This is a genomic window from Paenibacillus abyssi, from assembly GCF_014640295.1.
Classification (GTDB): Bacteria; Bacillota; Bacilli; order Paenibacillales; family Paenibacillaceae; genus Paenibacillus_D; species Paenibacillus_D abyssi.
Genome location: NZ_BMGR01000018.1, coordinates 25,338 through 37,828, shown reverse-complemented (window position 1 = coordinate 37,828; position 12,491 = coordinate 25,338). Strand labels below are relative to the sequence as shown.

The window sequence follows — 12,491 nt, the reverse complement described above, 5'->3', positions numbered from 1 at the left end:
AAAAATACTAACCTTTTTTCAGAGATATCATCATACCGGTGCCTTCCCCGACCGTACTTCTAACCCAGATCTTCCCGTCGTGGCCTTCCACAATTTGTTTGGCAATCGCCAGCCCAAGGCCGCTGCCGTCCGCGCTCCCTCTTGACGGGTCCGCGCGGTAAAAGCGTTCAAAAATATGCGGAAGGTCGTTCTCGGGTATTCCTTTTCCGTTATCCCTGATCTCGATTATAGCGGACGTCCGGGTTTCCCTTAAGTGAATCGCAACCTGGCCGTCCGTCTTCCCCATATACTTCTCGGCATTATCCAGAATGTTTTGAACGACCCGCTTCAACCTTTCTCTATCAATTAAGACATGGACGACTTCCTTCAACTCGCTGATAAGATCAAGTCTTATATTAGCCCTTTCATATTGATGACGATAGTCCGAAACGCAATCCTCGAAATATTGCTCCAGATTCGTGCGCTCAAAATGATAAGGAATTTGGTTCAAATCCAGCTTGGAATACAGGAGAAGATCGTCAATCATGGCGTTCACCAGAATCGTCTTGGACCGCGCCGTTTCCAGGTATTCCTCCATTTTTTCCGGTGTTGCGGCCACCCCGTCGATAATGCCCTCGATATACCCTTTAATCGAAGTAACGGGGGTCTTTAAGTCGTGAGAGATGCTGGACACCAGAAATTTCCGGTTTTCGTCGTATTTCTGCTGCAAATAAACGGACTCCTTCAGCTTGATCCGCATGAGCTCCAGCGTTCTGCTCAGTTCTCTGACCTCATCATCGCCATCCTCCGCAATCTCGTAGCTTAAATCGCCTTCACTAATTTTAGCGGAGGCGTCTCTCAGTCTGGAAATCGGTGTAATGATTCCCCGCGAGAAGCGGTAGGAAACCCAAAAGTTCATGATCAAAAACGAAAGAATGAAAAAACCGACCGTAAAAATGCCAAGAAACAGGTAAAAGCCCGTATTAAGCTCGATCGGCGCAAGCAGCAGCAAAACGCCTTCATCTCCCAAATGAAGGCTATAGTCCGCTCTGGCGAATATAAAGGTTGTGCCGTCGAGCTCCAGCGTATCCTGATTAGGCGTATTGTCGGACAGCATCAAGCTTTTTTCAATATCGATCGCTTTGAATGGTTGTGTGGAATACAGGACCTCCCGGTTTTTCAAAATAACGGCGTTCGCGCCCAAAACACGGACATGATCGGACAGCTCCCGCTGAAACCCGGTATCAAGCAGCTGTTCGAACTCGAGGGTCTGCGCCGACCTTATGATCTCGCCGATCCCCGACCGGACTTCAAAAATCCGTTTCAACTCGCCCATATCCGCTTCCGGGCCAATCACTTTCGTATAAGCGGCAACAAATATAATAACGGCCAAAACAGTTACGGTTACTGAAACAAGCACGGTCAGCGCGTTCATCATAAAAAAACGTTTGGTTAATTGCATGTGGATTACCTTTCTATACTATACATCCTTGCGGTCAAACAAATAATAACCCGCCGTAAACAACATGATACCACAGCCAAAAAGAATAAGGATCTGGCGGAAAATTTTAAAAACGTTGGCGGTTTCCGAAATCCAGAGCGTATACCAGTCAAACATGGAGGTCATCAAAAAACTCGAATAATTGGAAAAAACAATGCCTATAAAGTTAAATCCGATGTACACCATAATCGAGAGAAAAAATACCGCCAGTCCTCCCCTTATTATATTAGACAGCAATACAACGAGAAGGGCAAATACAAAAACAGGAAAAAACGTTGCGGCATAGGACAAGACGACGCTTACGATCCCCGACAAGCTGGCGGACGAAGGATTAAAGATGAATCCGGCAAGTAATGCAATGATCATCACAAACAGCAGGTTCGCCGCAATGAACAGGGCCAAATTCAATACCTTCGCGCTGAAAACGCCGAATCTGGAAACCGGCCTTGCCAGCGTTATTTTCATTGTATTGGATGAAAATTCGCCGTTAAACATATCGATCGCAACAAAGATCGCAAAAAGCGGCAGGATCGTGTATGTAAATCCCGACAGAACCACTAGAGGAAATTCGGTACTGCCTACAACTCTTAATCCAAAGCCATGCTTAATCGCCGTTACGGCAATTTGTCCAATCAAAACGGCAAAGATGGACAGGACGGCGGCCGCGATTATTTTTTTCTTCTTCAACAACTTGATGGATTCGTTTACAAATGCAGCCTTAAACCCTGCCATTTCGGTCTACCTCGCTAACAAAATAATTTTCGAGCGACGAATAATTGGTTAGGATGTTGCGGGTATATTCCACATTGACCAGCTTCCCGCCGTATACCACTCCGATTCTGGTGCAGGTAAGCTCCACATCATGAATCAGGTGACTGGAAATAAAGAACGTTGTACCTTCTTCGGCTAGCCGTTTAATCATTTTCCGCATATCCAGCATACCCTCGACATCAAGTCCGTTCAAAGGTTCGTCCAATATTAACAGCTTCGGCTTTGATAGAATCGCAGCCGCCACACCGAGCCTTTGTTTCATGCCAAGCGAGAACTTTTTCGATTTTTCATTTTTATATTTTAACATCCCGGTAATTTGGAGACATTCGTCGATTCTTCGCTGATCGACCCCCGGATAATACCGGGCAAACAACTTCAGGTTTTCGTTAGCCGTTAAATACGGATACGACTCCGCCGTTTCGATAATACAGCCCACATGCTTCATCGCGTTCACATAGTCTTCGGTAATGCTTGCGCCAAAAATCTTCACATCGCCGCGGTCGGGCTTCATAAGACCCGTCATCATTTTCATCGCGGTCGTCTTTCCGGCGCCGTTGGGCCCCAAAAAACCGAATATATCGCCTTGATCGACAACCAAATTCAAATCGCTGATTCCCCTGCCGTTCGTATAGACCTTGGCTAGATCGGTTATTTCAATCGCTTTATTCGTCAATGATCGCATCCTCCAATAAATTGGGCACGGCTGTCCCTGAAGCGAAAAGTCCACTTCAGGGACAGCCCCCTTGTTACTCTTCAAATACGCGGTTAAATTCGCCGTTGAAATATTGGATATCAACGTTGGATCTATAAGAGTGCTCATCCATAATTTCAACGTTCAGATCGAGGTAAAGCATTCCGAGGTCGTTCGGATGAATTTGCCCGTTCTCCTGTTCCCCTTGCGCATTCGTATACGTGAAAAAGGACATCGGGTTTGAATTGTCCGGCGTATATTCAAAGCTGAAGTTATACGCATTAGGATATTCGGCTTCGAATCCGGGCTTCACCGTTTCGTAATACTTGCCTGTCACTTTTTTATTTTCCACACTTGTAATTTCAAGAATCCGCTCGCCGATTTTCACGAATTCCCCGTCTTTTTCGATCACGATGTTATTTTGATATGTTCCCACATGCTTGCTGCTGAAGCCGCCGGACTGGCTTACCTTCTCGATGTTTGCGCCTGTCAGATCGGGCATTGCAACCTGTGTATTTCCAATATCGGACAGCTTGAGAACGACGTTCAGCGTGATATCATGCTGTGCTCCGCTTTTATCTATGCCGGAGAGAGTAACATCTCCCGTCATTTTTTCCAGCAGTCCCGCGTTGTTCTCAACTGCTGTGCCCGATACCTTTTTAACGAAAATATCGCTTTCCATTTGGGGCAGCTTCGAATCTCGTTCCATGCGGCTTTGGTCACTAATGAGCTGCTTGATCCCGAAAGAAGAGACGGCGTTTACTGCGGCAGGCACCTGCGCCTCGGACAAGCTTCCGGAGTACGCCCGTCCTCCCTCGGGCCGTTCTTCAACCTGTACATAATCTTTTAGACCGCCAACCAATGCGTCAACGATTTTCTCGATTTCCGCTGCTCCGCTTTGGTTAAAAGGATTATCAAACCGATTCCAGTTCTCCCTGCTCGAATCAACGGGGTATTCCATGACATAATATTTGTCCTCCTCACCGCTTTTCCAAACCGAGAACTTCTGATCGGTATAAGAGTAGTTGGTTCTGGTTTCGCCATTCGTTTGTTGTGTCGTTGTCGATCTTTCCGACGCCTGCTTTTCATTATCGATCTTTTCTAATGTGGAGGTCTGAACCATGGTTTGACCGTTATCCTTCAGCGTAATGAGGGTCTCGATCGTGTAGTTGTTCAAGCCCTTCTCCATCTGCGCGGCGGTATTTTTGATGCTGCCCTTTAATTGGTCGTAACCTGAGCCAAGCGCCATATCGGCAAAAGCCGTCGATATAAAAACACATGCTCCGATCGTAAATGAGAGGGCGGTTACTGCTTTTTTGCTAAGTTTCATCTCGGATCTCCTTTATTTCATATTGGGGAAACGTCTCCTTGTATTTCATTATATACGGGGCTTATTGAATCCATCTAAATAAACTATTAACAAAAAATAAACTCAGGCCGGGGCGGGTAACAAGAAAGGCAAAAAGGCTGCCGGTGTTATCCGGCAGCTCTGAATGATCATATCCCGTTAGAACATAAAGGTAAAGGCAGCCTAAAGTCAGGCCGCCGTGGTATAGGTTGGTTTTTATTTTTGCAGAGCCGCTTCAATGAAAGGTTTCATTTCATAAGGCTCTGTTGTGGATTCGAATCGATTGAGGACTTGACCGTCGCGACCGATAAGGAATTTCGTGAAATTCCATTTGATTGAATTGCCCTCCATATAATGAGGCAGTTTCTCGTTAATTAACGAAATCAAGATTTTGGCAACAGGATGTCCCTCATTAAATCCCTCGAATGGCTTGGAATCTGCAAGGTATGTAAACAGGGGATGAGCATCTTCATCGCGCACATTCACCTTCTGGAACATGGGGAAGCTAACGCCGTAGGTCAACGTGCAGAACGCATGAACCTTCTCGTTATCATCCGGTTCTTGGTCGGCAAATTGGTTGCAAGGGAAGCCGAGAATCACAAAATCTTGATCCTTGTACTGCTCATAGAGCTCCTGCAATTCTTTATACTGAAAGGTAAATCCGCATCGGCTTGCAACATTTACTACAAGAATAACCTTGCCTTTATACGCTTCTAATGAAATTTCCTTGCCATTCATAGCTGTTGCTTTAAAGTCGTAAATATTCACCAGTTTCTACTCCCTCTCTCGCATTTGTATAATCTCTGTAAATATGGTGGATCACAATGATTGCATAACTCAGGGAGAAAACCACCTCCCTAAATTATACAAACATTATACAAAAGGTTATACATTAATTCAACTGGCATTCAAATTAAACCTGAATCTTTTTGTCAAAATCATTTTTGCAGGAAGTGTTAACGGGAGGTTCAGCGCTTTGTTTAACCGGCGAAGCAAATCTGTTAATGTGTCAACTAACTGGTCGTCCGTACTGCCGCTGAGGCCCAGCATTCTTGCGATATCCGCATACCGCTTACTGTCCGCCTTCTTATTAAACTCAATTACGTACGGGAGATACAAGGCATTTGCCAAACCGTGCGGGATTTTAAAAATCGCTCCGCTTTTACAGCGTCTCCTGTGACAATCAACACGAAAGAAGAATCGCGCATGACAATCAATCAGCCTCACGCCGGAGACGGCGCGAGGCTGATTTGTGCGTTGACCCTCCCATGTGACCGGCAACCGCTACGTCAAATCCTTCGTCCACTTATTCAGGTACGTGGTGAGATGCAGCGCGGGATGCTTGAAGAACGCCTTGTCTTCCGTGATCCGCTCCGACACCTCCAGGTCATGGGCGATCATGCCGCGGACGGTATCCGCAAACGCCCGACCCCGGACCAGAACACCAAGCTCAAAGTCATGGCAGGCGCTGCGCTCGTTAATATTGTATGAGCCGTGGAAGACGCAGTCGGACCGCTTGTCGTAGGTGATTTTCCAGTGAGCGAAGCGTTCCGTCTTGCTATAGTCGTAGAACGAAACACCTTTGCGGAACGGCCTGTACATATGGCTGCGTACGGCGGCCAGGTTGGTAGGGTGATCGTTCACATGGAGCGGGTTGCAGATCGTGATATGCTGCGCTTGCTCCGCATCCAACGACTTGAGCTGCTCCCAGAACTTCTCGTCGATCAGGTACGGGTTGACAATGATCGTCTCGTCCCCGGCATGAGCCAGCAGCGAAAGATAATAGCTCTGGATCAGATTCACCGGATTGCCGGGAAAGCTGGCTACCAGCGTGCACTCCTCGTCACCGAAATGCAGGTCCTCCTGTGCGGCATAGAATTCATCCTTCGGATCGAAAATGTCGCCGCCCAACACGATCCACTGGAACGCGAACAACCGGTTGAGCGATCCCGCGCATGCGCCCCGGATCCGGAAACAGCCGTCATGCCACTCCTCTTCGCCCGACGGCACGCCTAACGCGCGGCCCTGGGCGAATCTTCCAGGCGTTTCACGGATCGGCGTCTCGTACGTGTATTGATCCCCAATGTTCATGCTGCCGATCACGGACGTCACGCCGTCGACGATCATGAACTTGCGATGGTTCACGACGTTCAGGCCCAGCACCATGACCTCCTGGACGAAATCCTGGAGGAACAGGTGGCTCTCCGGCACGCCCTTCTCCGCAAGCTCCGCGCGTTTGGCCGGCCATTCGCCGCCGTCGTAGCAGGTTTTGAACGTGTTGATGACCTTCGCGCCGGCTTTCTCCAGCTTCTCCGCCAGGCCGCCGAATTCACCGACCTTCAGGTTCTTGTTATAGCCAAACGCCGTGACCCCGTAATCCACCATGAGCCTCACCTTGACGCCGCGGGCCAGCGCCGCAAGCAGCGCCTCCGCAACAAGAGCGCCTGACCGGTCGTTGTAAAACAGCATGACAGACAGGTGGATGTACCTTTTCGCCCGGCCGATCTCTTCCAGCAGCACCCGGAGATTATCGGGCCCGTTAACGAAAGCCTCGACCCGGTTGTTACTCGTCGTGTCCGGCACAAGCGCATCCAGCTTGGCAAGATCAAGTCCGTCCACCAGATAAGCCAGCTGCTCAAGACAATTCGGGCCGATGCCCGGCAAATCGCACAGCTGCTCCCATGCGGTGAAAATGCCGCCGACCGACTGGCGATACCGGACAGCAGCCCCGCGCGGAAAATGCACATCGGCATACTCAACCGCCGCCTGCGCGCCCTCGACAATTTTGTCCAGCGGTCCTCCCGATAACAGATAGTTCATGAAATCCACCATCGCCTTGCGCAGCTTGCCATCCCAGTCCTGCAGCGCAATTTTGCCTGCGTTAGTATTCATCGAACCGCCTCCTTGCACCAGAGTCATGTTTGTATAGTGGTTTGACAACCATTACCCGTAATCCGGCCGGATAATCGGGAAGTGAAAAAAAGACGCGATCAAACGAGCGCCCTCATCCCTCATAAGTGAAAACCTCTTCGACCTGTAGGTTGAATATGCGCGCAATGCAAATGACATTATGGGCGTTAGCAGCCGCGATATGATGGGCGCCATGATCGAGGGCGAAGAAGATCCGAAAACGCGCAAGGGCAACAAATATCTCCGAGCGGCACTGATTGAAGTCGCCCACTCCGTATGCAGATCCGACAACTACCTGGGAGCCCAGTACCGGCGGATTGCCGCACGAAAAGGCAGACACCGGGCAGCCGTAGCTGTCGCCCACTCCATTATGGGTATTGTGTATTATCTTCTCACACGTAAAGAGGATTACAAAGATTTAGGCAGCCATTACTTCGAACAGCGGCAGCAAGAAGCGATCGTCAGACAAGCTTTACGAAAGCTCGAGAATCTTAGTTTTCAAGCGGCGTTATCTGCCTCACAAGCCTCTTAACGTTCTACTTCCCATACGACCAAGCAAGCACAGTTTGTAAAAACCATTAAAGCTGGGCTTAGTTTCGTGCTGCCATTTTTGGGTCTCTGCTATGAGTAATTTTCGGGGTAGCTTAATCCACACTTGCTAAAGATGCTTGGTACAGTTGTATAATTGACATGCCCAATCGTTGTTAGTGTGCGTAAGGATGGTTAAAGAGGTATTCTCAATAAACGTTCTTTTAAATCGTTGAGGCAAAAGATGTTGCAATGACAAACCAATCAATGCCCCATGACTTACAATTAAAATTCTTTTATCAGTATGTTTGATTTTGCTCACGCCAATTAACTCCCCCAACGATCGATGCGTTCTTCCTCGGTGGTACCCTCAATTAGACCACAATTAATTTCTCTAATACGCTCATCAATGAATACAGAGTCTACTCCTAAAGATTGCCGTATGATTTCAGCCGTTTGCCTAGCTCTCGTCAGATTACTGGAGAAAATAATGTCCCATTCTTCGCCTGAAAGTCTATTAGCCAATGCAGTAGCTTGCTTTATTCCTTCTTCTTCGTTAAAAGGTATATCGGAAACACCTTGAGCCTTGCCAAGATTATTCCATACGGTCACTCCGTGCCTAATAAGCGCTACTGTGGTTGCCATTTCTGCCGCCCCTTAAAGAATCCCGTTAAATGCCTATTCCAGAGGTTAGTTTAATCTTAAAGAATCTTTTCCATATGTATACCAGCAATAAATTCCCCTGATGGCTTAACTCTTATAGAGATATCGAAAGGTCTAAACCCATGCTTTTTATAAAATAAAATTGCCCGTGTATTAGTGTTATGACAGACCAGTTTCAGTTTATTTACATTCATATTTTGTTTCGCAATTGATTCCATAGTTTCAATTAAAAATTGAGACACAACTTTTCCTCGATAATCCTGGGACACAATGACGTTGCCTAGCCAACAAGATTCACCATCATGATCATAAAAATTAGCGTAGGACACAACTTCATTATTAAACAAAACAACAGTGGGTTCCAATCTACTTTTAACGGCTTCCTCAATTTGTTTTGGTGTTAACGGGTATGTCGCTTTAGGGAACATATAATATAATTCCTCTTCGCTTTTCGGAAAAGAGCAAATAGTTTCAAGATCATTTTTTTGTAAAGATCGATAGTTATACATATGTTCCTCCCCATTTAAGAATTAGAAAATCAGCCTAGATTACCTATAAAAAACATCAAGACCCGCGGATCTTGCCAAATTTGCCCGTCTCACCCGATTCGCCGCGCGTGGAGCAATGCAAAAAAGCAGCCCATTTCCGCAAGGAACGAATTGCTTTTTTCTTTGATTGCTCGTGTTTTTGTAGTCTAATTCCGAAAATCCGGCTACCGGTTAAACTAACGTTCTCCGTCCCTCGGTTTTAAGGGTTTATCTAATTCATTAATCGCCGCCCTTATCTCACTTTCTTGATAATTGCTCTGAGGGGTGTAAATTATTGTTAAGTCGGACCGCTTATGTCTTTGTTTTTTATTCATAATTATTCTGATACGACCACAACGTATTTTTCTGCCTCTTCACTGCCAATTAGTTGGGCCAGGAGAGCTTCTGCGGCAGTTTGCATTATCAGTTTCAACCTATTCAACAGATGCCTTTGAAGTGGCTGCTCCAGTTCACTTATTGTGTTAAAAGCCGTTGTTCCTGCATCAGTAGTAATAGTAAATGATACTTGAAGATCATCCATCGAATTATTACCTCATTTCTTTCTTTGTCCAGACCTGTCCAATTGTGAAGATTTTAAAAGCTCCAACGCTTCCTCTGGCCCGTTTAAGCAGTAAACATCGTATTCGAGACTTTCTAGGAACTCCTCAGCCAGTTGCTCAGCTTTTTCATCTGTCGTTTTGACAATCATGATCTCATCTAAATTGCCGGTGATCAGATACCAATTAGTTTGCATGTACGTCACTCTCTCCAAAGTTAAATCCCTGGGGTTAATCTAAATACTAAGCCATAAAATTAATCGTGGTCAAAAAAGGAAATTTAGTGATGAGTATAGAGAAATAATATTTACACAATTTTTTCAACCAATTTCGGTTGAATATCGATGTTTTTGGTTTTCGTTCCGCAAATTTAATTCGAGAGTCAAGTCAAGAATGCTAAACTAACAGTCTGAATAACAATTTGGACAAATCTCTGGCTTTATTTTCACTCTTAATCATTAAATCATCAATTCTCCATCTTTAACTTATTTAAAATAAAAATGACCACCATTCAGGCGGTCACTGAAAATAATTCCATATCAATCTACCAAGTCTCATGGCAGCTTAATGATTTTTTCCGATTTTATTACTGTACCGCCAAAAAAATGGATTTAATGAGCGTTTTGAACGTTTTCTTCTGGGCTCAAGCAATCTAGTTAATCATACATGTTTTGTGTTTTTTCAACTAACACTTTTTTTATTCTTTTATATGAGTTTGGAAGATTTTTATGGTCAAGCTCCCTTAAAACACTCATAATAATTTCAATCTTTTTAATTTGTTTATGTCTTTGCGTCAATAAATACTTTTTCGTTTTCGCCGCTTGTTCTTCGGGTGGAACTAACAGTTTATCATAATAAACTCTTGTTGCTGTACCAGAGGCCACTAAGTCAACCTCAAGACAATAGTTCATGGATATAATATTGTATTTTTCAAGAAGATCCATCGCTTTGCTATGATTGGTTTTGAATAAATTCAATAATTTTGCCCGATCTTGTTCTTTTGGAATCAATTCTTCAATAAGTGCTGTGTTTTTATATTCATACTTATATTTAGGAAATCCATTTTCATTTCTGCTTTTGTCCAGTTCTCCATTTAAATAAGGGATAAAGAAATCTTTATCCAGAATTATAAAATATGGGATTCCTAAGTATTTAAGAAGGTAATAAGGGTAGGTTAAATTCGTGACACCTTCTAAATTAATAATACTGACTCCATACAAATCGGGATCGATATCTCGTTCATTTAATAGATATTTCACCACTTCTGCATCATTCTTACTTTCAACAACGACGATAAATTTAGAGAAAAAAAACTCACTATTACGGTACTTATAAAACTGGTAATATTTAAACTCTTCAAGCTCATGCCTTTCCCAAAAATTTTTCGGAACCTGATAAGCTTCAGTTTTAAACCCTCGGGTTTCATCTTCTACCTTCCTCATTAAAATGATTTCATCATGTTCAAGTTGATCGACAATAACGGCAGAGTGTGTGGTAAAGACAATTTGGATCTCGTTAGATGCACCATTCTTGTTCTCTTTAATGGATTTAATAAATTCCCTTTGAGCCTGAGGATGTAAATTGATCTCTGGCTCCTCTATCCCTAAAATGATATTGTTATGTTTTAATTCTGCTAGATATCGATAAAGTGCGATGATGGTCAAACTTTGTATTCCACTTCCACTTTCGGTAATGTTATATTTTTGCCCCTTTTCTTCGATGTCTAGCGTGATATCGTTTAGTAGAAGAGAATAATCGATTAATTTATCAAAGTTAAGTTTAAATTTAAAATTCCGGTTCATCGAGTAATATTTTTCGATTTCAGCTTGGACTTTAGATAAGGCAGTCCGTTCCAGATTCCTTGCTGCATCCTTAACTTTAGGAGTTAAGGTGTCTCTTCGTGCGGTATGCTTTTTAAGGAATTCCTCTAAAACGATCTTTAATAAGGCATTTTCAGCCCAAACGACATGTCTATGATCACGGTTTGGAGGAATGAGGACATAGTTAATATCCTCTTTTAATAATTCAATAAATTCAACATTTAAATTTTCATAATTTCCATTCTTTTTATAATGCAGGGATCGCTTTTTCGTAGTAAAAGAATAAGTCATCCTAATTGTTAGTTCACCGTGATTAATAAGATCCCGATATCGATCATTTTCTGGCACCTCTGAAAAAGTGAGCTCAATTTTTACTAAGCTTTTATTTGAGTATTGATGAATCCCTCCAAGTAAAGAATACTCCTCTTTTTCATAGTTAAAAAACACATTCAAAGCTTTCAAAACCCCAGATTTACCTGTGTTGTTCTCACCAACTAGAGCAGAAATTTTCCCACTTTGAACAGTACAATTATTAATTGATCTGAAATTTTTTATATTGATTTTATCTAATCTCATTTCCTGCCCCCGATAATGTGGTATCTTTTAACACAGCATTAATTGGATGTAAGACGAATACAACTTTTTTAACTTTTTATTAAGGCAGGTCCTTTCCCACCTAATCCCATGAAAGGACATGGGTGGAAATCATTATCAAGGGGCTTCGCTAGATCACGTTCTAACTAAAGTAAAAAATTCGCCATCCTTAACCATATGACGATATTCTTTATGTAATCAATAATCACATTTGATTTGCGTTTAACAACATTAACTTTTCTTATTCGACCAAACTTATTGTTTACCTGCAAGAAAGCAAAAAAGTCCCCACTGAATGTGCGGGACTTCATTAAAGATATACCCTTTAATTTAAATCGATTTAAAATCCTGAGTAAATTTATTCATTAAATCTCTTAAGGCAATAGCCTCTTCTTTGGACAAAGTAATTCCTTTACCCAATTTATCGTGCTCTGGTGACCATTCGCGAATATCGCATTTTGGTTCGCGGTCATTTCAGCTTATCAGATTTAGTTCCTTCTTCCAACCCTTAGCACCTTCTGATAAGACTCCAATTTGTTCTGTAATCGAATATTTTATCTCTGCCATCAGGTTTAACACTCCGATCCACTTTCAGTTAGCTG

Annotated in this window: 14 protein-coding genes and 1 pseudogene; 1 reads left to right on the top strand and 14 read right to left on the bottom strand. The window is 43.7% G+C overall.

Annotated elements, in window-relative coordinates:
- Positions 1 to 7: 7 nt before the first annotated feature.
- From IEW11_RS21805 to IEW11_RS21775, 7 genes are all read right to left on the bottom strand, one after another.
- Positions 8 to 1,441 carry a sensor histidine kinase gene (locus IEW11_RS21805; protein WP_188533198.1) on the bottom strand — a complete coding sequence of 478 codons (1,434 nt, stop codon included), beginning with the start codon at positions 1,439 to 1,441 and terminating at the stop codon, positions 8 to 10.
- A gap of 18 nt (positions 1,442 to 1,459) precedes the next feature.
- A complete protein-coding gene (locus tag IEW11_RS21800; RefSeq protein ID WP_188533197.1) occupies positions 1,460 to 2,212 on the bottom strand; it encodes an ABC transporter permease in 753 nt (250 codons plus the stop codon).
- Positions 2,199 to 2,933, bottom strand: coding sequence for an ABC transporter ATP-binding protein (locus IEW11_RS21795; protein ID WP_188533257.1), 735 nt, complete (start codon positions 2,931 to 2,933; stop codon positions 2,199 to 2,201). The genes IEW11_RS21800 and IEW11_RS21795 overlap by 14 nt, the downstream gene beginning before the upstream one ends.
- Before the next feature lie 64 nt (positions 2,934 to 2,997).
- Positions 2,998 to 4,272 (bottom strand): hypothetical protein, encoded by a 1,275-nt coding sequence (locus IEW11_RS21790; protein ID WP_188533196.1) that lies wholly within the window; start codon positions 4,270 to 4,272, stop codon positions 2,998 to 3,000.
- 234 nt (positions 4,273 to 4,506) lie between these two features.
- Positions 4,507 to 5,058, bottom strand: coding sequence for a glutathione peroxidase (locus IEW11_RS21785; RefSeq protein ID WP_188533195.1), 552 nt, complete (start codon positions 5,056 to 5,058; stop codon positions 4,507 to 4,509).
- Between the two features lie 129 nt (positions 5,059 to 5,187).
- The gene (locus IEW11_RS21780; protein WP_229725562.1) at positions 5,188 to 5,517 is read right to left on the bottom strand and encodes an iron-containing alcohol dehydrogenase; all 330 of its coding nucleotides are present in this window, start codon (positions 5,515 to 5,517) and stop codon (positions 5,188 to 5,190) included.
- Between the two features lie 57 nt (positions 5,518 to 5,574).
- The gene (locus IEW11_RS21775; RefSeq protein WP_188533194.1) at positions 5,575 to 7,182 is read right to left on the bottom strand and encodes a phospholipase D-like domain-containing protein; all 1,608 of its coding nucleotides are present in this window, start codon (positions 7,180 to 7,182) and stop codon (positions 5,575 to 5,577) included.
- Between the two features lie 178 nt (positions 7,183 to 7,360).
- On the opposite strand from IEW11_RS21775, the gene IEW11_RS21770 reads away from it, so the two are divergent.
- The gene (locus tag IEW11_RS21770) at positions 7,361 to 7,732 is read left to right on the top strand and encodes a hypothetical protein (protein WP_188533193.1); all 372 of its coding nucleotides are present in this window, start codon (positions 7,361 to 7,363) and stop codon (positions 7,730 to 7,732) included.
- 126 nt (positions 7,733 to 7,858) lie between these two features.
- Here the strand turns inward: IEW11_RS21770 and IEW11_RS25250 are convergent, their stop codons facing one another.
- The 7 genes and pseudogenes from IEW11_RS25250 to IEW11_RS21740 all read right to left on the bottom strand — a co-directional run bounded on the left by IEW11_RS25250 (position 7,859) and on the right by IEW11_RS21740 (position 12,456).
- A complete protein-coding gene (locus tag IEW11_RS25250) occupies positions 7,859 to 8,050 on the bottom strand; it encodes a histidine phosphatase family protein (RefSeq protein WP_308422760.1) in 192 nt (63 codons plus the stop codon).
- 5 nt (positions 8,051 to 8,055) lie between these two features.
- On the bottom strand, positions 8,056 to 8,373 hold the full coding sequence (locus IEW11_RS25245) for a histidine phosphatase family protein (RefSeq protein ID WP_308422759.1): 318 nt from the start codon (positions 8,371 to 8,373) through the stop codon (positions 8,056 to 8,058).
- 56 nt (positions 8,374 to 8,429) lie between these two features.
- Positions 8,430 to 8,900 (bottom strand): GNAT family N-acetyltransferase, encoded by a 471-nt coding sequence (locus IEW11_RS21760; RefSeq protein ID WP_188533192.1) that lies wholly within the window; start codon positions 8,898 to 8,900, stop codon positions 8,430 to 8,432.
- Positions 8,901 to 9,255: 355 nt separating this feature from the next.
- Positions 9,256 to 9,459, bottom strand: coding sequence for a hypothetical protein (locus IEW11_RS21755; protein ID WP_188533191.1), 204 nt, complete (start codon positions 9,457 to 9,459; stop codon positions 9,256 to 9,258).
- 12 nt (positions 9,460 to 9,471) lie between these two features.
- Entirely contained in the window at positions 9,472 to 9,672 is a 201-nt protein-coding gene (locus IEW11_RS21750) for a hypothetical protein (protein ID WP_188533190.1), read from the bottom strand.
- Positions 9,673 to 10,131: 459 nt separating this feature from the next.
- Positions 10,132 to 11,871: an ATP-dependent nuclease gene (locus IEW11_RS21745; protein ID WP_188533189.1), complete on the bottom strand. Its 1,740-nt coding sequence runs from the start codon at positions 11,869 to 11,871 to the stop codon at positions 10,132 to 10,134.
- A 348-nt stretch (positions 11,872 to 12,219) separates the two neighbouring features.
- A pseudogene (locus tag IEW11_RS21740) lies at positions 12,220 to 12,456 on the bottom strand (YdbC family protein).
- Between the last annotated feature and the right edge of the window lie 35 nt (positions 12,457 to 12,491).

What these genes read in the sequence shown, in the direction of transcription:
- IEW11_RS21805 (WP_188533198.1), bottom strand. Translation starts at nt 1,441, where the DNA reads ATGCAATTAACCAAACGTTTTTTTATGATGAACGCGCTGACCGTGCTT.
- IEW11_RS21800 (WP_188533197.1), bottom strand. Translation starts at nt 2,212, where the DNA reads ATGGCAGGGTTTAAGGCTGCATTTGTAAACGAATCCATCAAGTTGTTG.
- IEW11_RS21795 (WP_188533257.1), bottom strand. Translation starts at nt 2,933, where the DNA reads ATGCGATCATTGACGAATAAAGCGATTGAAATAACCGATCTAGCCAAG.
- IEW11_RS21790 (WP_188533196.1), bottom strand. Translation starts at nt 4,272, where the DNA reads ATGAAACTTAGCAAAAAAGCAGTAACCGCCCTCTCATTTACGATCGGA.
- IEW11_RS21775 (WP_188533194.1), bottom strand. Translation starts at nt 7,182, where the DNA reads ATGAATACTAACGCAGGCAAAATTGCGCTGCAGGACTGGGATGGCAAG.
- IEW11_RS21770 (WP_188533193.1), top strand. Translation starts at nt 7,361, where the DNA reads ATGGGCGTTAGCAGCCGCGATATGATGGGCGCCATGATCGAGGGCGAA.
- IEW11_RS25245 (WP_308422759.1), bottom strand. Translation starts at nt 8,373, where the DNA reads ATGGCAACCACAGTAGCGCTTATTAGGCACGGAGTGACCGTATGGAAT.
- IEW11_RS21760 (WP_188533192.1), bottom strand. Translation starts at nt 8,900, where the DNA reads ATGTATAACTATCGATCTTTACAAAAAAATGATCTTGAAACTATTTGC.
- IEW11_RS21755 (WP_188533191.1), bottom strand. Translation starts at nt 9,459, where the DNA reads ATGGATGATCTTCAAGTATCATTTACTATTACTACTGATGCAGGAACA.
- IEW11_RS21750 (WP_188533190.1), bottom strand. Translation starts at nt 9,672, where the DNA reads ATGCAAACTAATTGGTATCTGATCACCGGCAATTTAGATGAGATCATG.
- IEW11_RS21745 (WP_188533189.1), bottom strand. Translation starts at nt 11,871, where the DNA reads ATGAGATTAGATAAAATCAATATAAAAAATTTCAGATCAATTAATAAT.